Genomic DNA, 19,087 nt, shown 5'->3' on the forward strand with positions numbered 1-19,087 from the left:
GATCACACCCGATCCGACGCTCGATCACGCCTCGGAAACGGACGCTAACGACGTGCACCGACACGGCGCGCTCGTCGTGGACGGCCCGGGTTCCTGTCGGTGGGACCACCTACGGTGACGCACGTGACTGATGGGGCGACTGTGATGTCGGGGCACGCACGCGGTGTGCAGCTCGCATTCGACGAACTGGACCAGTCGTTACGCGACACGACCTTCGTGGTGGTGGACCTCGAGACCACCGGAGGCCGACCGGGCGAGGACGCGATCACCGAGATCGGTGCCGTCAAGGTTCGCGGCGGCCGGGTGATCGGTGAGATGGCGACGCTCGTGGACCCGGGCCGGTCCATCCCTCCCGCCATCGTCGCGTTGACGGGCATCACCAGCGCGATGCTTCTCGACGCCCCTCGCATCGAACGGGTCCTTCCCACGTTCGTCGAGTTCGCCCGCGGCAGCGTGCTGGTGGCGCACAACGCGCGCTTCGACACCGCGTTCCTCCGCGCGGCGGCGACGCGGATGGATCTGGCGTGGCCGTCGTTCCGAGTGCTGTGCACCGTCACGCTCGCCCGGCGAGTGCTCACACGCGACGAGGCACCGTCGGTCAAGCTGTCCTCGCTGGCCACCCTCTTCCAGGTGTCCACCAGACCCACCCACCGGGCTCTCGACGACGCTCGGGCCACCGTCGACGTCCTGCACGGGCTCATCGAACGGGTGGGCAACCAGGGCGTCCACAGCTATGCCGAACTGGTCGACTACCTGCCGACGGTGTCCTCGGCCCACCGCGCCAAACGCACACTCGCGGCGGGCCTTCCGCACGCACCGGGTGTCTATCTCTTCCGCGGACCGTCCGACGAAGTGCTCTACGTCGGCACCTCGCGGAACCTCCACCGCCGTGTACGGAACTACTTCACGGGATCCGAGACCCGCGGACGCATGAAGGAGATGGTCGCCCTCGCCACTCGGGTCGACCACGTCGAGTGCAGCCACGCCATCGAGGCGGGCGTCCGCGAACTGAGGCTCATCAGTGCGCACACGCCCCCGTACAACCGTCGATCGAAGTACCCCCGCAAGGGCTGGTGGCTGACCCTGACGACCGAGGCGTTCCCGCGCATCTCCATCGTCCGGACACCGGCGCCCGGCGCGCTCGGACCGTTCTCCGTCCGCGGGGCGGCCGCCGAGGCCGCCGCTCTCATCGCCGAGCACACCCGGTTGCGCTCCTGCACCCACCGCATCGCCGCCACGGCGGTGCACGACTGTTCCACCGAGGCCGTCGGTGGATGCACGGCGGCGACGGCGACCCCGCTCGGTCCCGACGAGTACGCCGGCGCGCCCGTCGCCTTCCGCGCTCTCACCGAGGGTGCCGACGCAGCGGTGCTCGATGCCGTCGCCGCTCGGATCGACGCCCTGTCCGAGGATCTGCTCTTCGAGTCCGCGGCCCGCCTGCGCGACCGTGCGGCCACCCTGTTGACGGCCCTGCGGTCGGTGCAGCGTCTGCAGGCACTCGCGGCCATCGAGCAGTTGATCGCCGCGCGCCGCGCCGACGACGGCGGGTGGGAGTTCGTCGTCGTCCGCCACGGACGCCTCGCCAGCGCCGGTCGTTCCCGCCGCGGCGTCGCGCCCATGCCCGTCGTGGAGGCACTCGTCGCCGGCGCGGAGACCGTCGTGCCGGACGCCACTCCCCTGCGCGGCGCCACGCCGGAGGAGGTGGCGCTGATCGCGCGGTGGCTCGAGTCGGGTGGCGTCCGCATCGTCGACACCACGGACGGATGGTGCGAACCGGCGCACGGCGCTGGGCGATGGGCGCAGTGGTGCGCCGCCGTGCGCGACGTCGGACGCCGCGAGAAGGAACGCACGATGGCCTGGGGATGACAGCGCGGCCGAGAACTAGGCTGACCCGCAGTTCGCCCTCTCTCGACAGTTCGGAAGGTTCACCATGATCACCGCCATCGTTCTGATCCACGCCGAGGTGCACTCCATTCCGGAGACCGCGCGTGCCGTCGCCGACGTACCGGGTGTGTCCGAGGTGTACTCGTGCGCCGGCGACGTCGACCTGATCGCCGTGGTCAAGGTGCGTACGCACGAGGAGATCGCCGAGGTGATCACCGAGCGCGTCAACCGCGTCGACGGCGTGGTGCGGACCGACACGCACATCGCGTTCAAGTCCTACTCGAGCGCTGACGTCGACGCGGGCTTCTCCATCGGCGAGTGACTCAGGCCGACGTGAACGCCGCCCATCGCGTCAGCAGGGTCTGAGCGGCTCCGTCGTCCACTGCGGCGGCCGCCGTCGTCAGTGCACCGGCCATCGCGTCCTCGAGGGAACCGTCGACCCCGCGGAACGCCGCGATGGCTCCTGCGGCGTTGAGCAGCACCGCGTCGCGCACGGGGCCTCGTTCGCCGCCGAACACCCGACGCGCCACGTCGGCGTTGTGTGCGGCGTCCCCGCCTCGGAGGGCATCGAGGGAGACCCGCTCGATCCCGAGATCGCGTGGATCGAGCACCGCGTGGTCGACGACACCGTTCCGCACGATGCGCACCGAGGTCGTCGTCGACGTCGTGATCTCGTCCAGCCCGTCGTCGCCGCGCACCACGAGGACGGAGTTGCCGCGCGCCGCGAACACGCCCGCGACGACGTCGATCAGATCGTCGAACGCGCATCCCACCAGACCGGCGCGCGGACTCGCAGGGTTCGTCAGCGGCCCGAGAACATTGAACGCCGTGGGAATGCCGATCTCCTTGCGGGGCGCGGCGGCGAACCGCAGTGCCGGATGGAACACGGGCGCGAAGCAGAACCCGATGCCCAGTTCGGCGACACTCGCCGCGACCCGATCCGGCCCCTGGTCGATACGCACGCCCAGCGCCTCCAACACGTCGGCTCCGCCGCTCTTGGACGAGGCGGCCCGGTTGCCGTGCTTGACCACCCGGATCCCCGCGGCCGCGACCACCACCGACGCCATCGTCGAGATGTTCACCGTGTGGGATCGATCGCCGCCCGTACCGACGATGTCGACGACGTCGTCGTCCACGGGCACGCGCTTGGCGTGGCCGAGCATCGAGTCGGCCAGTCCGCGAAGTTCGTCCGACGTGGGGCCCTTCATCTTCAGGGCGACACCGAAGGCCGCGATCTGGGCAGCGGTCGCGTTGTCCGACATGATCTCGTCCATCGCCCACGCCGTGTCGGCGCCCGTCAGGTCCTGGCGTGATGCCAGGGCCCCGAGGACCTGTGCCCATGTACGCGTGCCATCCCCAGCGCTCATGAGCGGGAAGCCTAGTGCGCCTGCGATGCATCCTCGGCAGCCGGTTGGAGGGCGTCCCAGCCCAGCACCACCCCGTCGCGTCGTTGAGCCAACCCCGCCATCCGTGACCGTTCCTGCGAGCAGTGCAGGGCGTCGAGCACCTGCACCCGCTGCAGCACCAGGACGGTCGCGTCGGCGACGCCGCCGGGCAGATGCCCCGGAGTCTGCGCCATCGGACCTGCCGTCGCCTCGCTGTAGCCGTCCTGCGCCGCGACCGACACCGCGTCGGCGATCTGATCGGCGGGGAGGAGCAGGTGATGGCGCAACACCACGTCGTCGTCCGCGGACCAGAGGGGATCCGTGTGCGCCGCGCGCTCGAGGGTCGTCGAGCACGCCTCCACGTCGTCGAAGCACGACGCGACCACGACGAGGTCGGTGCGAGTGGGGTCGAGGGGCTCCGGAGCCGCCCGGCCGAAGAGTCGCTGCCACCACCGTGTCCGCCCACGACCAGAGCCCGAAGTCATGTCACGACAGTGCCAGATGCGCCCGAAACCGGTCCCGGAGTCGCCCGGGACGCACCGAGTCTGAAGCTCGGGTCGAGACTCCGGCATGCGGGATACATCACGGGCGCGGGGACCGACGGAACCGGGTCCGACGTGCGCAGACGAGTACTATTGAACAGAAAGTCCAGGAAGACGGGCCGACCGGACCACGAGGAGGCATTCTGTGTCACGCGCGCGCGAACGATGCTCGACTCGCCAATACCGCCCCGGCTATGCCATCCGTACTACGACGAGTCATACTTCTCGATGTGACGAGCGCAGTAGGTACTTCGGGATCCGCCATCACCCAGCGTGTCCACTCGCTGAACCGACCGAACATGGTCAGCGTGGGCACCATCGTGTGGCTGTCCAGCGAGTTGATGTTCTTTGCCGGCCTCTTCGCGATGTACTTCGTCGCGCGGGCTCAGGCCGCTCCCGGCCAGTGGCCGCCGGAGCCGACCGAGCTGAACCTGACGCTGGCCGTCCCCGTGACCGCGGTGCTCATCGCATCGTCCTTCACCTGCCAGCTGGGCGTGTTCGCCGCCGAGCGCGGCGACGTGTTCGGACTGCGCCGCTGGTACACGATCACCCTGGCCATGGGCGCGTTCTTCGTCGCCGGCCAGGGCTACGAGTACTACCACCTCGTCCACGAGGGCACCTCGATCTCGAGCAGCGTGTACGGCTCCGTCTTCTACATCACCACCGGCTTCCACGGCCTGCACGTGATCGGCGGTCTGATCGCCTTCGTCTTCCTGATCGCCCGCACCCTGGTCAGCAAGTTCACGCCGGCCCAGGCCACCGCCGCCATCGTCGTGTCGTACTACTGGCACTTCGTCGACATCGTCTGGATCGCGCTGTTCGCGACGATCTACTTCATCCGCTGACCGAGCAGGCGTCGAATACCCGATGACAGCCTCATCGGTCGCATCCGACAAGCCGTCCCGACACGACAAGGGATACAGATGAGTTCCTCTCCCCCCGCCACTCCCGACGACGACGGCACCGTCGTGTCCGCCGGTACGCCGGACGCCTCGGCCACCAAGGCGCGTCGCAAGCGTCGTACCCGTCGCCGGGTCAGCGGTGCGATGGCGCTGTTCATGGGTCTCGTCGGCGCGGGCTTCCTCGCCGCCGCACTCACCCCTGACGCCCAGGTCGCCACTGCGCAGGAAGACAGCGCGGCCATGGTGCGCGAAGGCCAGCAGATCTACGACACGTCCTGCGTGACGTGCCACGGCGCCAACCTCCAGGGCGTCCAGGACCGCGGACCGTCGCTCATCGGCGTCGGCGAGGCAGCCGTCTACTTCCAGGTCTCCTCCGGTCGTATGCCGATGGCCCGCAACGAGGCCCAGGCCGAGCGGAAGCCCCCTAAGTACAACCAGTCCCAGGTCGACGCCCTCGGCGCCTACATCCAGGCCAACGGCGGCGGACCCACCGTGGTGCGCACCGACAACGGTGAGATCGCGCAGGACTCCCTCCGCGGCGGCGACGTCGCCCGCGGCAGCGAGCTCTTCCGCCTCAACTGCGCGTCCTGCCACAACTTCACCGGCCGCGGCGGCGCACTGTCCTCGGGCAAGTACGCACCCACGCTCGACCCGGCGAACGAGCAGCAGATCTACCAGGCGATGGTCACCGGCCCGCAGAACATGCCCAAGTTCTCGGATCGTCAGCTCACGCCCGAAGAGAAGAAAGACATCATCGCGTACGTCAAGTCCTCCTCCGAGACGCAACCTCCCGGTGGATACGGACTCGGCGGCTTCGGCCCCGGTACGGAAGCCATCGCCATCTGGGTGGTCGGCATCGGAGCGGTCGTCGCAGCAGCACTGTGGATCGGAGTGAGGTCATGAGCGACGACAACCGCAAGGACGACGGCGTGCCCGGCGATCCGAACCAGTTCCCCGAGGGCTTCGACCCGGACCGCAAGTACACGGACGAGGAACTGTCCGCCATGAGCCGCGACGAGCTCGTCGCTCTCGGCACCAACCTCGATCACGTCGACGTGGCGTTCCGCCGCGCTCGCTGGCCCGTCCCCGGAACCAAGGCGGAGAAGCGCGCCGAGCGCAGCGTCAGCCTCTGGTTCTTCCTCGCGGGTGTGTCGGCCGTGGCCTTCATCGCCATCTACCTGTTCTGGCCGTGGCAGTACGCCGGGATGGGCGAGGACAGCTACGGGCTGTACAGCCTGTACACACCGCTCATTGGTCTCACCATGGGTCTCGCGATCATCGGTGTCGGCGTCGGCGCCGTGCAGTTCACCAAGAAGTTCATCCCCGAAGAGGTGTCCATCCAGGACCGCCACGACGGTGGATCGAGCGAGGTGGACAAGAAGACGGTCGTCGCCGAGCTCAGCGACTCCTTCGACACCTCCACACTGGGTCGACGCAAGATGATCAAGCGCAGCCTCGTCTTCGGCGGCGGCGCGCTCGGCGTCATGTCGATCCTCCCCCTCGGCGGTCTGATCAAGAACCCGTGGGCCGAGGGCGACGAGTCCTCGCTCTGGGTCTCGGGTTGGACGCCGAACTACGAGGGCGAGACCGTCTACCTGCGTCGCTACACCGGACGCGTCGACGACATCGTCCTCGTCCGCCCGGAGGATCTCGACGCCGGCGCCATGGAGACCGTCTTCCCGTTCCGTGAGTCGGAGCGTGGAAACGAGGAGGAGCTCTCGCACGCACTGAAGGGCATCCGCAACGCGGTCATGCTCATCCGTCTGCGTACCGAGGACGCCGACCGCACCATCAAGCGGAAGGGCCAGGAGAGCTTCAACTACGGCGACTACTTCGCCTATTCGAAGATCTGCACCCACCTCGGGTGCCCCACATCGTTGTACGAGCAGCAGACCAACCGGATCCTGTGCCCGTGCCACCAGTCGCAATTCGACGCGTTGGAGTACGCCAAGCCGATCTTCGGACCGGCCGCCCGCGCTCTTCCGCAGCTGCCCATCACGGTCAACGACGAGGGCTACCTCGTCGCCGCGGGCGATTTCATCGAGCCGCTCGGACCCGCCTACTGGGAACGTCCGGCCGGAGTACACGAGCAGGAGAGCGCTTCTGCTGCGTCGTCATCGGAAGGTTCACGATGAGTCCATCCATCGCCACGCTCGCTGCGAAGCAGGCCGAGGACGTCGACTCCCGCTATCACCTCTCAGCGGGTATGCGTCGTCAGATCAACAAGGTCTTCCCCACCCACTGGTCGTTCCTGCTGGGTGAGATCGCGCTGTACAGCTTCGTCATCCTGTTGCTGTCCGGTACGTACCTGACCCTGTTCTACGACCCCTCCATGACGGAGACCATCTACGAAGGCGCCTACGCTCCCCTGCGCGGTGTCGAGATGACCAAGGCGTACGCCACCACGCTGGACCTGTCCTTCGAGGTGCGCGGCGGTCTGTTCATCCGCCAGATCCACCACTGGGCTGCTCTGCTGTTCGCCTGCTCGATCATCGTGCACATGATGCGCATCTTCTTCACCGGTGCGTTCCGTCGCCCGCGTGAGGCGAACTGGGTCATCGGCTCGCTGCTGCTGATCCTGGCGATGTTCGAGGGCTTCTTCGGCTACTCGCTCCCCGACGACCTGCTGTCCGGTACCGGCCTGCGCGCCGCCTTCTCGGGCATCACGATCTCCATCCCGGTCATCGGAACGTGGATGCACTGGTTGATCTTCAACGGTGACTTCCCCGGCACGCTGATCATCCCGCGCCTGTACGTCGCGCACGTGCTGCTCCTGCCCGCCATCATCCTGGCGCTCATCGCAGCTCACCTCGCGCTCGTCTGGTACCAGAAGCACACGCAGTTCCCCGGCCCCGGCCGCACCGAGACCAATGTGGTGGGTGTCCGCATCCTCCCTGTCTTCGCGGTCAAGTCCGGCGCCTTCTTCGCCATGACGTTCGGTGTCCTCGCGGTCATGGGTGGCGTGCTGCAGATCAACCCGGTGTGGGCCCTGGGCCCGTACAACCCGTCGCAGGTCTCGGCCGGCTCGCAGCCCGACTTCTACATGATGTGGACGGACGGCCTGGCTCGACTGTGGCCCGCGTGGGAGCTCTACATCGGCAACTACATGATCCCGGCCGTCTTCTGGGTCGCCGTCATCATGGGTGCGGTGTTCGCGATCATGATCGCGTACCCCTGGATCGAGAAGCGCTTCACCAAGGACGACGCTCACCACAACCTGCTGCAGCGTCCCCGCGACGTCCCGGTGCGCACCGCGGTCGGCGCCATGGCGATCGCCTTCTACGTGGTCCTGACGCTCAGCTGCGTCAACGACATCATCGCGTACAAGTTCTCGATCTCCCTGAACGCGATGACCTGGATCGGTCGCATCGGCCTCGTGGTCCTGCCTCCGATCGTCTACCTGCTGACCTACCGCTTCTGCATCGGTCTCCAGCGCAGCGATCGCCAGGTGCTCGAGCACGGCATCGAGACGGGCGTCATCAAGCGTCTGCCCCACGGCGCCTACGTCGAGATCCACCAGCCCCTCGGCCCGGTCGACGATCACGGCCACCCGATCCCGCTCGAGTACCAGGGTGCTGCGATCCCGAAGAAGATGAACAAGCTCGGTTCCGCCGGCAAGCCCGGCTCGGGCAGCATCTTCACTCCGGACTCGGACGAGGAGCACCGGCTGCACGAGCGTCTGTCGCACGAGGGTGAGCACGATCAGCTCACCATGCTCCGCACCTACCAGGCGAAGATCCTGTCGCAGGGCAACGGGCACTCGAACGGCAACGGCTCGTCCAACGGGCACTCGAACGGCAACGGCTCGTCCAACGGCCACTCGAATGGTGATGGCTCGTCCAACGGCAACGGCAACGGTCACGGACCGGAGTCCAACGGGCACTGAGTCACCCGCTGAACGATAGAAGAGGCGCCACCCACTCGGGTGGCGCCTCTTCTCGTCTGTCCCCTCCCCTCCCCCACTGCTCGCCCGTTCCCGCACCCTTCCTTGCGGCCCGCACGCGTGTTGCTCGGCGAGGCGGGGTGCGGGACCAGCTGCCGGCGAATCCGGTGCACTGGACCGTGTAGAGCGCGGGATACTGCACCGGATCCCACCCAACCCGCTCCCGCATGCTGTGGGCCCACGCCACCGACCACTCTTGTGTGCAGTGATCCGCGCCCACCGCGGATCGCTGCACACGAACGCTCCGCCCCAGCAGATCCGGTGCACTGGACCGTCGAGAGCGCGGGCTACTGCACCGGATCCCACCAGACCCGTTCCCGCATGCTGTGGGCCCACGCCACCGACCACTCTCGTGTGCAGTGATCGGCGCCCACCGCGGATCACTGCACACGAACGCACCGCCCCAGCGAATCCGGACCGCGAAGCGTCAGTGCCCGAGTGGGGCCGTCACCAGCACCATGTCCGAGGCCACCGCCCACTCCGGTGTTCAGAGTGGTCAGGTGTCGGCGGCGGGCCGTGCGAGCGGCTGTACCCACGCAAGTCCGGGCAGACGACGGTGAACCCTGCGCCCGCGCCGCAGTGCCGGGTGAGGATAGACGCGTCCTCGACCTCGATCATCGATTCGTCGACACTTCGTCATCACCGTGCGAGCAGCCGGCGGGGCACCAGTTCTCGCACCCCTTCTGGCGCCCCGCACGCGTGTTGCTCGGCAAGGCGACGTGCGACGCCCCAGCACGGGTGCGAGAACCCAGCATCGGTGCGCGAACACAGCATCGGTGCAGGAACACAGCATGCGGGAAGACAACGGGCGTGCGCCGAGCCACAGTAGCTGCGGGAGACCAGCAGTGCGCCAACCCACCACGAGGGCGGGAACGCCCCCCACCGACGCAGAACGCCCCCGACCACAGGCCGGGGGCGTTCGGGGTGGTGCTGCGTCAGTGCTTCTCAGGTCCCACGTGGTACTCGAAGACCAATCCGGCTGCCGCGGCGATGATGGCGAGGGCGCCGACAGCGAGCATCCAGGGCTCGTAGAACGCGAACGCGAGGGCCATGAAGGCGGCGCATCCGGCGAGGATGATGGGCCAGAAGCTACCGGGGCTGAAGAAGCCCAGGTCGCCCGAGCCGTCGGCGATCTCCGCGTCGTCGTAGTCCTCGGGACGGGTGTCCAGTCGACGAGCGACGAACCGGAAGTACGTACCGACGATCAGCGTCAGGCCTGCCGAGAGGGCGATGGCGGTGAGGCCGGCCCACTCGATGCCGGTCCGCGAGAAGCCGGTGAACACGCCGTAGAGGATTCCGACGAGGATGAAGAACCCGGTCAGGATCTCGAAGAGTTTCGCTTCGATCTTCATGAGATGTCAGTTTCCTTCTGCCACGGTCGCAGCCTTGACGGTGCGGTCGGTGTTGAACGGCGAGGTGGAGGTCGCGCGGGGCTCTTCGCCGATGGACTCCAGCGCCTGAGCGTTGGTCTGGCCGTCGCGACGTGCCGCCATGTAGTTCTCGAAGGCCTCGGGGCTGACCGCGCGGACCTCGAAGTTCATCATCGCGTGGTACGTGCCGCACATCTCGGCGCAGCGGCCGACGAAGGCACCCTCACGCTCGATCTCGCTGATCTGGAACACGTTGTCGGAGTTGTTCTCGTCCGGGTTCGGCATGACGTCGCGCTTGAACAGGAACTCGGGAACCCAGAACGAGTGGATGACGTCGGAGGACGCGATCTCGAACTCGATGCGCTTGCCGGTGGGGAGCACGAGGATCGGGACCTCGGAGCTCGAGCCGACTGTCTCGACCTCGTTGTAGTGCAGGTAGGACTGGTCGGACTTCTCGCGGCCGAACAGCGGGCCCGGCTCCTCACCCTCGGGGGTGCCGGCCTCCTCGGCTGCCTGCTCGCGCTCCTGGTCGGTGCCGTCGTACAGCGGCTGCCCGTCCTTGAGATCGACGGTGCGGTAGCCGAACTTCCAGTTCCACTGGAACGCGGTGACGTCGACGACAACGTCCGGGTTGTCCTGCTTCTCCTGGACGTAGTTCTGCACGACGACCGTGAAGTAGAAGAGGACGGCGATGATGACGAACGGCACAGCCGTGTAGAACAGCTCGAGCGGCACGTTGTACGCGGTCTGGCGCGGGAACTCCGGCGAGTCCTTCTTCTTGCGGTGGAACGCCACCGTCCAGAAGGTGAGGCCCCACACGATGACGCCCATGATGAGCGCCGCGATGACGGACCACGTCCACAGCTCGCGCATCCGCTCGGCCTGCGGCGTGACACCCGACGGCCATCCGAATCGAAGTACGGAATTGTCGATGCCGCAGCCCGACAGCACCACGGCGGCCACTGCAAGAGAGGCCACCAATCCGACTCGTCGTGTCGTCCGACGACCGGATCCACCACCACGCTGCGCCACGATCACGCCTTCCTGATTGCCAGATGGAGAGTACGAGAACTGTCCGGACGAGCCACCGAAGTGGCTCACACGCACGAGGTACTCGTGTACTACGCAGCGTAGACCAAAGCGGGCTCGGTTCTCGTGTCGGGTCGGGTGCGAGTTCGGCGGCGACACCGGGCCCGGCCGGTCACTTCGGAGTTCCCACCGCACTGCGGCATACTCGGACCGATGCGCGTCGGGCCGGCGAGGTCCCGGCGACGCCTGTGACCAGGCCCGGTACCGGGCCGACACCCGAACGAAACGAGGCGTACCGACCGTGTGTGGACTGCTGGGACTGCTGACGTCGAACGCATCCGCGGAAGACGTCGTCGATGCCGTCGGCCACGCGTCGCACTGCATGCGACACCGCGGACCGGATGAGCCGGGAACGTGGCACGACGACGATCTGGCGCTGGGCTTCAACCGGCTCTCGATCATCGACATCGAGCACTCGCACCAGCCGCTCCGCTGGGGTCCCGCGGAGAGTCCGGAGCGCTACGCGCTGGTGTTCAACGGCGAGATCTACAACTACCTCGAACTGCGCGAGACGTTGGCACGCGAGCACGGCGCGACGTTCGCCACGGAGGGCGACGGCGAGGCCATTCTGGCCGCGTTCCACTTCTGGGGTGACGACGCCGTTCGACGCCTGCGGGGCATGTTCGCCTTCGCGCTGTGGGACACCGAGAAGCGGGAACTGTTCCTGGCGCGCGACCCGTTCGGCATCAAGCCGCTGTTCTACTCGACGGGCGCCGCGGGCACCGCGTTCGCGAGCGAGAAGAAGAGCATTCTCGAACTCCTCGAGTCGTTGGGCGTGTCCGACGAGCTCGACCCCCGCGCTCTGGAGCACTACACGGTGCTGCAGTACGTGCCGGAACCCGAGACGCTCCACGCGGGCATCCGTCGCCTCGAGTCCGGCTGCACCGCTCGCCTGACCCCCGGCTCCGAGCCGACCGTCACCCGCTACTTCCGGCCGACGTTCCCCGTGCGCCCCGTGCCGTCGGGCACCGAGGCGGCGCGGTACCGCGAGATCGCCGAGGCGCTCGAGGACTCCGTCGCCAAGCACATGCGTGCCGACGTCACCGTGGGCTCGTTCCTGTCCGGCGGCATCGACTCCACGGCGATCGCCGCGCTCGCGATGCGGCACAACCCGGATCTGGTCACCTTCACCACCGGTTTCGAGCGCGAGGGCTACTCCGAGGTGGATGTCGCGGCCGAGTCGGCCGCTGCGATCGGCGCCAAGCACGTCATCAAGGTCGTCGGGCCCGAGGAGTTCGCGGCAGCGATCCCCGAGATCGTTTGGTACCTCGACGATCCGGTGGCGGACCCGGCGCTGGTGCCGCTCTACTTCGTCGCCAAGGAGGCACGTAAGCACGTCAAGGTGGTGCTGTCCGGCGAGGGTGCGGACGAGCTGTTCGGCGGCTACACCATCTATCGGGAGCCGTTGTCGCTCGCACCGTTCGAGAAGCTGCCCCCCTCCCTGCGACGCGCCGCCGGTCGACTGAGTGAGCGCATCCCGGAGGGCACCCGCGGCAAGAGTCTCCTGCACCGCGGGTCGATGAGCTTGGAGGAGCGCTACTACGGCAATGCGCGCAGCTTCAACGACGCGCAGTTGCGGTCGGTGCTGCGCGAGTTCCGGCCCGAGTGGACCCATCAGGACGTGACGGCGCCGATCTACGCGCAGTCCGCCGGGTGGGACCCGGTGGCGCGGATGCAGCATCTCGACCTGTTCACGTGGCTGCGCGGCGACATCCTGGTGAAGGCCGACAAGATCACGATGGCCAACTCGCTGGAGTTGCGCGTGCCGTTCCTCGACAACGAGGTGTTCCGGGTGGCGGAGCAGTTGCCGCTGGAGCAGAAGATCACGAAGTCGACGACGAAGTACGCGCTGCGCAAGGCGCTCGACGGCATCGTGCCCGACCACGTGCTCAACCGCGCGAAGCTCGGTTTCCCTGTGCCGCTTCGGCATTGGCTGCGGGGCACCGAGCTCTTCGACTGGGCGCACCAGCAGATCGTCGATTCCCAGACCGATCACCTGCTCGACAAGGCCGCGATCACCCGCATGCTGAACGACCACCGCGAGGGACGCAGCGATCACAGCCGCCGGTTGTGGACCGTGCTGATCTTCATGGTGTGGCACGGCATCTTCGTCGAGAAGCGCATCGTGCCGGCCATCGCCGAACCCACCTACCCGGTTCGGCTCTAGCCGGCAGACGCGAACTACTGCGGCAGGACCGCGGCGATCTCGGCCGCGGCCTCGTCGCCGTACGCGTCGGTGAGGCGCTTGATCGCGTCGTCACGGACGAGCGTCCATTCCTGGGTGCCGGTGGTCTCGAGCACGAGCACCGCGATGAACGATCCGAGCTGGGCAGCGCGCTCGAGGCCGAGGCCGTTCGCGCGGCCGACGAGGAACCCGGCGCGGAACGCGTCTCCGACACCGGTGGGGTCGACCTTGCTGGTCTCCGGGACCACGGAGACGCGGATGTCGGTGCCGTCGGCACCCACGATCTCGACGCCGTTCTTGCCGAGCGTGGTGACGCGCAGGCCGACGGTGTCGCGGATCTGGCGTTCGGTCAGCCCGGTCTTCTGACGGAGCAGGCCCCACTCGTACTCGTTGGTGAACAGGTACTCGGCGCCCTGGATGAGCTCGGTGGCCTGCGTTCCGTCGAGGCGTGCGAGCTGCTGCGACGGATCCGCGGCGAAGGGGATGCCCAGTTCGCGGCACTCCGCCGTGTGGCGCATCATCGCGGCCGGGTCGTTGGCGCCGACCAGGACGAGATCGAGATCGCGGCCCTCGGCCACGGTGTGGACGGAGATGTCGCCGGCCTCGGTCATCGCGCCGGGGTAGAACGAGGCGATCTGGGCCATGTCCTCGTCGGTGGTGCAGACGAAACGCGCGGTGTGCGCCGTCTCGGAGAGGGTGACGGCGGAGCAGTCGACGCCGTTGTCCTCGAGCCACGTCTGGTACTCGGCGAAGTCGGGCCCCACCGAGCCGACGAGCAGCGGTGCGCCGCCCAGAACACCCATGGCGTAGGCGATGTTGCCGCCCACCCCGCCCTTGCGGATGACGAGGTCGTCGACGAGAAAGCTCAGCGAGACGTGTGCCAGCTGATCGGCGAGGAACTGGTCGGCGAACCGACCGGGAAAACGCATCAGATGGTCGGTAGCAATGGAGCCGGACACCGCAATGGTCACGTCCGAGGGCCTTTCGCAGCAGGTGGAGGAGGACTGCTGTGAACCTTACCCGGGTGACGAGCCGGTGAACCCCACCAGACGGACGCCCCCGGACACACGCCGTCCCCGACACCCAGTGACAGGGTGCCGGGGACGGCGGGGACTACTCGGGACTCAGTTGAAGGAGTCACCGCACGCGCACGAACCCGTGGCGTTGGGGTTGTCGATCGTGAAGCCCTGCTTCTCGATGGTGTCGACGAAGTCGATCGATGCGCCCTCGACGTACGGCGCGCTCATCCGGTCCACGGCGAGCGTGACGCCGCCGAAGTCCTTGACCAGGTCGCCGTCGAGCGAGCGGTCGTCGAAGAACAGCTGGTAGCGCAGCCCTGCGCACCCGCCGGGCTGAACCGCGATGCGCAGCGCCAGGTCGTCGCGGCCTTCCTGATCGAGCAGTGCCTTGGCCTTGGACGAGGCCGCTTCGGTCATCAGGACGGCGTGCGTCTCGGTGTCGGTGGTGGTCACGTCACTGGTGGCGACGTCGTTCTGCACAGTCATGGGTTCTCCCTATCGTTCGTGCCCTCTCGGCGACAACGCCGGCGAACACAGTCAACGGTACTCCCGACCCCGCTATTCCACACGATCGCCGGGGCGGTCACGCCCAGGAGCCGGTACGGGCGACGTCTGCCGCGAGTCCGGTCAGCTGGGCACGCGCGTCCGACATGGCGAGGTCGACCGATCCGGCGAAATCGGTCACCGAGTGCGCCGACTCGATGCCCGCGGCCCGCATGTCGTCCTCGCCCAGACGCACCTGACCGGCGAGGACCACCGTGCGCACACCGTGCTCGCGGGCCGATCCCGCGAGGGCGGTGACGACCTTCCCGCGCAGCGACTGCGAGTCGAACTTTCCCTCACCTGTGAGCACCAGGTCGACCGTCGGCATCACGTCGTGGCGTCGGGTGCGCTCGGCCACCAGATCGGCCCCGGAGGTGCGGGTCGCTCCCAGCGCGAGCAGTGCGGCGCCCAGACCACCGGCAGCACCCGCCCCCGGCAGGTCCGCCACCGCGCGCCCTGCGATGCGATCGAGCTCGACGCACCAGTCGGCGTTCCGCTCCTCCAGCACGCGCACGGCGTCCGCGTCCGCACCCTTCTGCGGTCCGAACACCGCGGCCGCACCGGCCGGGCCCAGCAACGGATTGTCGACGTCGGTCGCCGCGACGAGGTCGACGTCCGCGAGAGCCGCGACCGCCGCATCAGGTCCCCCGAGAGACTCGATCATGCCCGCGCCGCCGTCTGTCGAGCTGCTGCCACCGAGACCGACCACCACGGTGGTCGCACCGCGGGTCAGCGCCTCCGCGACGATCTGCCCCACTCCCCTGCTGGTCGCCGCGACGGCCGACTCCGGATCCGGCGTACGACCCAGTAGTGCGAGACCGATGGTCTGCGCGACCTCCACGTAGGCGGTGGCGCCGTCGAGCAACCAGCGCGCGGTCACGGCATCACCGAGAGGTCCGGACACGGTCGACTCGATCACCTCGCCGCCGTCGGCCGCGAGTGCGTCGACGAACCCCGGTCCGCCGTCGGACTGGGGCGCGAGGATCAGCTCGTCGTCGCGCGCGCTCGACCACCCCGCCGCGATGGCGTCGGCTGCTTCGGCCGCGGTCAGGGTGTCTCCGAAGGAATCGGGGGCGATGAGAACGCGCATCGGAACACTCTAACGAGGAGCGCCGGTCGTGAGAGCCCGTGACTGCGGTGTTCGCGTGGTGGTGAACGTCGAATAACCTGTGGGGGTGAAGCTGCCCTTCGGTAAGTCGAGTGACAAGTCCGACACCCAGACCCCCGTCGACCACGAATCGACGAGCGTGGACGAGAGCACGGCGCAGACCCGCGGCAACGTCAGCCTCGGCAAGGGTCGTCCGACGCCCTCGCGGCGTGAGGCCGAGGGCCGCCGCCGTGGCCCCGTCGCACCGGCACCGCTGACGGCCAAGGAGGCCCGGGCACGACGCAAGGCGACACGGGGCAGCAAGGACGAGCGCAAGGCCGCCTCGGCCGAACGTCGCGCGAAGGCCGCCGACCAGCGTGCCCGCATGATGGCCGGCGAGGACAAGTTCCTCCTCCCCCGCGACAAGGGTCCCGTCCGCGCCTACGCGCGTGACCTGGTCGACTCGCGTCGCAACTTCGTCGGGCTCTTCATGCCGATGGCCCTGATCCTGCTCGTGGCGCTGTTCCTCAGCCCCGAGGTGCAGTCGATCGTCACGCTCGCACTGTTCATCATGATGATCTTCATGGGTATCGACGGCTACCTGCTCGGCCGCCGCGTCAACAACAAGGTGCGGGACCGTTTCCCCGAGACTCCGGACGGCGGCTTCAAGCTCGGCTGGTACTCGTTCGTCCGCGCGTCGCAGGTTCGCAAGATGCGTGCCCCCAAGCCTCGCGTCGGTCCCGGCGACGCGGTCTGAGCGCATCCGCGGTGACGCGCACACTCGTCCTCGGAGGTGCCCGGTCCGGCAAGTCCGGCCATGCGGAGTCGTTGCTGGACGATCACCCCGAGGTCCGATACGTGGCCACCGGGCGTCGGAACAGCGCGGACGCCGACTGGGACGCCCGCATCGACACGCATCGACGGACGCGGCCGGCGCACTGGTCCACGGTCGAGATCACCTCGTACGCGGCACTGTCCGAGGCACTGCGGGACGGTGTGCCCACACTGGTCGACGACCTGGGGACCTGGCTCACCGGCGCGCTGGACGATCTGCACGCGTGGGACTCGCCGCGCGGCACGGTCGTGGCCGCGGTCGACGACCTGGTGGCGGCCGTCGACCGGTTCGAGGGTCCGCTCGTGCTCGTCTCCCCCGAGGTGGGTCTGGGCGTGATCCCGGAGTCGCGGGCGGGCAGACTCTTCCGCGACGAGATCGGTGCCGCGAACGCCCGTCTCGCACAGGTGTGTGACGCGGTGACGCTGGTGGTGGCCGGGTTGTCCGTTCCCCTCACCCGACCGAGTGACCGACCCACCGACCGATCGAGAGGCACGTGGTGACCGAGAGTTCCGCACTGTTCCGTCCGGTGGATCCACCCGACGCCGACATCGCCCGTGAGGCGAGGGCCAGACAGTCGTCGTTGACCAAGCCCGCGGAGTCGCTCGGCCGCCTCGAGGACCTCGCCGTGTGGGTCGCGTCGTGCCAGGGCGTGAGCCCTCCGCATCGGTTCGCTCGGGCTCGCGCCGTGGTCTTCGCCGGCGATCACGGCATCGCCCGCGGCGGGGTCTCCGCGTACCCGCCCGAGGTGACGGCGCAGATGGTCGCGAACATCGCCGCGGGCGGCGCCGCGATCAACGCGTTGGCGACGGTCTCCGGTGCGACCGTGCGGGTGGTGGACATCGCGGTCGACGCGGACACCGACGAGTCCGTCTCGTCGCACAAGGTACGTCGCTCCAGCGGCTCGATCGACCGCGAGGACGCACTGTCGCAGGACGAGGTGATCGCCGCCCTGACAGCAGGCCGCGACATCGCCGACGAGGAGGTCGACGGCGGCGCCGATCTGTTGATCGCCGGCGACATGGGCATCGGCAACACCACCCCCGCCACCGTGCTGATCGCTGCCGTCACCAACACCGAACCGGTGGCGGCGGTCGGACGCGGCACCGGCATCGACGATGCTGGGTGGATCCGCAAGACCGCCGCGATCCGCGACGCCCTGCGGCGTGCGCGCCCCGTCACCCGCGACCCGATCGCACTGCTGCGCACCGTCGGCGGCGCCGATCTCGCCGCGATGACCGGCTTCCTGGTGCAGGCCGCGGTACGTCGCACACCGGTGCTGCTCGACGGCGTCGTCGTCACGGCGGCGGCTCTGGTCGCGAACGATCTCTCGGTCGGCGCCTCGGCGTGGTGGCTGGCCGGCCACCGGTCGACGGAACCGGCACACGCGTTGGCGCTCGCGCACCTGCGGCTCGATCCCCTGCTCGACCTGTCGATGCGCCTCGGCGAGGGCTCGGGGGCGATGGTCGCTCTGCCGATCCTGTCCGGGGCCGTCGCGACACTTGCCGACATGGCAACGTTCTCCGATGCCGGAGTGAGCACGCGGCCCTGATGTTCCTGGACCCGGTGCGCCTGGCGTTCTCCTGGTTGACGGTGCTGCCGGTGCGTGGTCCGGACGCCGTCGATCGCGACGACGCACGCCGTGCGATCGGGATCGTCCCGCTCGTCGGCCTGGCACTGGGCGGCGCGGCGGCACTGGTGGTGTGGCTGTGCGCCGCCGCCGACCTGCCGCCACTGCTCGCGGGACTGCTCGGCGTCGGCACTCTCGCGCTGCTGACCCGCGGTATGCATCTCGACGGGCTCGCGGACACTGCGGACGGACTCGGGTCCTACGGCCCGGCCGAGCGTGCGCTGGCGATCATGAAGTCCGGGTCCACCGGGCCGTTCGGGGCCGCGACTCTCGTCCTGGTTCTCGGCGTGCAAGCGGTGGCCATGGGCGAACTCGCTTCTCGGGGTGACACTCTCGCGATCGTGGTCGCGGCCGTGGCGGCGCGGTGCGCTGTCGTGATCGTGTGCCGCCGTTCGGTACCCGCCGCCACCGGCAGTGGCTTCGGCTCGCTCGTGGCGGCGTCGCAGTCACCCGTCGCGGTGACACTGTGGGTCCTCGTGGCACTCGCCGCCGGGCTGCTCGCCGTCCCCGGCGCCCCGCTGCAGGGCGTGGCCGCCGTCGCGGCGGCACTCGCTGCCGTCACTGTGATCGCCCGGCACTGCGTTCGGCGATTCGGCGGTCTCGTCGGTGACGTACTCGGGGCGAGCATCGAGCTGACCACCGCCGTGGTGCTCGTGCTCTGCCTCGTCGACTGACC

18 protein-coding genes are annotated in these 19,087 nt (G+C 68.5%); 11 read left to right on the forward strand and 7 right to left on the reverse strand.

From position 1 onward, the window contains the following. The first annotated feature begins 144 nt into the window (after positions 1-144). Positions 145-1,866, forward strand: a complete 1,722-nt coding sequence (locus JOE30_RS17220; protein ID WP_204870509.1) for a DEDD exonuclease domain-containing protein — start codon at positions 145-147, stop codon at positions 1,864-1,866. Positions 1,867-1,930: 64 nt separating this feature from the next. Beyond that, on the forward strand, positions 1,931-2,206 hold the full coding sequence (locus JOE30_RS17225) for an Lrp/AsnC family transcriptional regulator (protein WP_204868156.1): 276 nt from the start codon (positions 1,931-1,933) through the stop codon (positions 2,204-2,206). Between the two features lies 1 nt (position 2,207). Here JOE30_RS17225 and trpD read toward each other — a convergent pair whose 3' ends face one another. Together trpD and JOE30_RS17235 are read right to left on the reverse strand one after the other, a co-directional pair. Beyond that, positions 2,208-3,251 carry an anthranilate phosphoribosyltransferase gene (gene trpD, locus JOE30_RS17230; RefSeq protein ID WP_204868160.1) on the reverse strand — a complete coding sequence of 348 codons (1,044 nt, stop codon included), beginning with the start codon at positions 3,249-3,251 and terminating at the stop codon, positions 2,208-2,210. A gap of 11 nt (positions 3,252-3,262) precedes the next feature. After that, the gene (locus JOE30_RS17235; RefSeq protein WP_204868162.1) at positions 3,263-3,754 is read right to left on the reverse strand and encodes a hypothetical protein; all 492 of its coding nucleotides are present in this window, start codon (positions 3,752-3,754) and stop codon (positions 3,263-3,265) included. A gap of 287 nt (positions 3,755-4,041) precedes the next feature. On the opposite strand from JOE30_RS17235, the gene JOE30_RS17240 reads away from it, so the two are divergent. The 4 genes from JOE30_RS17240 to JOE30_RS17255 all read left to right on the forward strand — a co-directional run bounded on the left by JOE30_RS17240 (position 4,042) and on the right by JOE30_RS17255 (position 8,599). Then, entirely contained in the window at positions 4,042-4,656 is a 615-nt protein-coding gene (locus JOE30_RS17240) for a heme-copper oxidase subunit III (protein ID WP_027505815.1), read from the forward strand. A gap of 78 nt (positions 4,657-4,734) precedes the next feature. Further along, positions 4,735-5,616, forward strand: a complete 882-nt coding sequence (locus JOE30_RS17245) for a c-type cytochrome (protein ID WP_204868164.1) — start codon at positions 4,735-4,737, stop codon at positions 5,614-5,616. Continuing rightward, positions 5,613-6,848 (forward strand): ubiquinol-cytochrome c reductase iron-sulfur subunit, encoded by a 1,236-nt coding sequence (locus tag JOE30_RS17250; RefSeq protein WP_204868167.1) that lies wholly within the window; start codon positions 5,613-5,615, stop codon positions 6,846-6,848. Before JOE30_RS17245 ends, JOE30_RS17250 begins: the two co-directional genes overlap by 4 nt. Beyond that, complete coding sequence (locus JOE30_RS17255; RefSeq protein WP_204868169.1) at positions 6,845-8,599, forward strand: cytochrome b N-terminal domain-containing protein; 1,755 nt, start codon at positions 6,845-6,847, stop codon at positions 8,597-8,599. Before JOE30_RS17250 ends, JOE30_RS17255 begins: the two co-directional genes overlap by 4 nt. 992 nt (positions 8,600-9,591) lie before the next feature. Here JOE30_RS17255 and JOE30_RS17260 read toward each other — a convergent pair. Beyond that, positions 9,592-10,008, reverse strand: a complete 417-nt coding sequence (locus JOE30_RS17260; protein ID WP_027505813.1) for a cytochrome c oxidase subunit 4 — start codon at positions 10,006-10,008, stop codon at positions 9,592-9,594. 6 nt (positions 10,009-10,014) lie between these two features. After that, on the reverse strand, positions 10,015-11,061 hold the full coding sequence (locus JOE30_RS17265) for a cytochrome c oxidase subunit II (RefSeq protein ID WP_371831725.1): 1,047 nt from the start codon (positions 11,059-11,061) through the stop codon (positions 10,015-10,017). Between the two features lie 295 nt (positions 11,062-11,356). Here JOE30_RS17265 and asnB point away from each other — a divergent pair, with 295 nt between their 5' ends. Next, positions 11,357-13,282 (forward strand): asparagine synthase (glutamine-hydrolyzing), encoded by a 1,926-nt coding sequence (gene asnB, locus JOE30_RS17270; protein ID WP_204868173.1) that lies wholly within the window; start codon positions 11,357-11,359, stop codon positions 13,280-13,282. Between the two features lie 14 nt (positions 13,283-13,296). On the opposite strand, the gene JOE30_RS17275 is transcribed toward asnB, so the two are convergent. From JOE30_RS17275 to JOE30_RS17285, 3 genes are all read right to left on the reverse strand, one after another. Next, on the reverse strand, positions 13,297-14,271 hold the full coding sequence (locus JOE30_RS17275) for a carbohydrate kinase family protein (protein ID WP_204868175.1): 975 nt from the start codon (positions 14,269-14,271) through the stop codon (positions 13,297-13,299). A 153-nt stretch (positions 14,272-14,424) separates the two neighbouring features. Next, complete coding sequence (locus tag JOE30_RS17280) at positions 14,425-14,805, reverse strand: iron-sulfur cluster assembly accessory protein (protein ID WP_027505809.1); 381 nt, start codon at positions 14,803-14,805, stop codon at positions 14,425-14,427. A gap of 97 nt (positions 14,806-14,902) precedes the next feature. Beyond that, complete coding sequence (locus tag JOE30_RS17285) at positions 14,903-15,952, reverse strand: glycerate kinase (RefSeq protein ID WP_204868178.1); 1,050 nt, start codon at positions 15,950-15,952, stop codon at positions 14,903-14,905. An 85-nt stretch (positions 15,953-16,037) separates the two neighbouring features. Between JOE30_RS17285 and JOE30_RS17290 the strand changes: the two genes are divergently transcribed. Genes JOE30_RS17290 through cobS form a run of 4 tightly spaced genes read left to right on the forward strand, consistent with a single transcriptional unit; the run spans position 16,038 to position 19,085 of the window. Continuing rightward, on the forward strand, positions 16,038-16,706 hold the full coding sequence (locus JOE30_RS17290; RefSeq protein WP_371831681.1) for a DUF3043 domain-containing protein: 669 nt from the start codon (positions 16,038-16,040) through the stop codon (positions 16,704-16,706). An 11-nt stretch (positions 16,707-16,717) separates the two neighbouring features. Continuing rightward, entirely contained in the window at positions 16,718-17,284 is a 567-nt protein-coding gene (locus tag JOE30_RS17295; RefSeq protein ID WP_307806221.1) for a bifunctional adenosylcobinamide kinase/adenosylcobinamide-phosphate guanylyltransferase, read from the forward strand. Next, entirely contained in the window at positions 17,278-18,333 is a 1,056-nt protein-coding gene (gene cobT / locus JOE30_RS17300) for a nicotinate-nucleotide--dimethylbenzimidazole phosphoribosyltransferase (protein WP_371831682.1), read from the forward strand. Before JOE30_RS17295 ends, cobT begins: the two co-directional genes overlap by 7 nt. After that, positions 18,333-19,085, forward strand: coding sequence for an adenosylcobinamide-GDP ribazoletransferase (cobS, locus tag JOE30_RS17305; RefSeq protein WP_371831683.1), 753 nt, complete (start codon positions 18,333-18,335; stop codon positions 19,083-19,085). The genes cobT and cobS overlap by 1 nt, the downstream gene beginning before the upstream one ends. The last annotated feature ends 2 nt before the right edge of the window (positions 19,086-19,087 follow it).

Source organism: Rhodococcus sp. PvP016 (assembly GCF_017832185.1).
GTDB lineage: Bacteria > Actinomycetota > Actinomycetes > Mycobacteriales > Mycobacteriaceae > Rhodococcoides.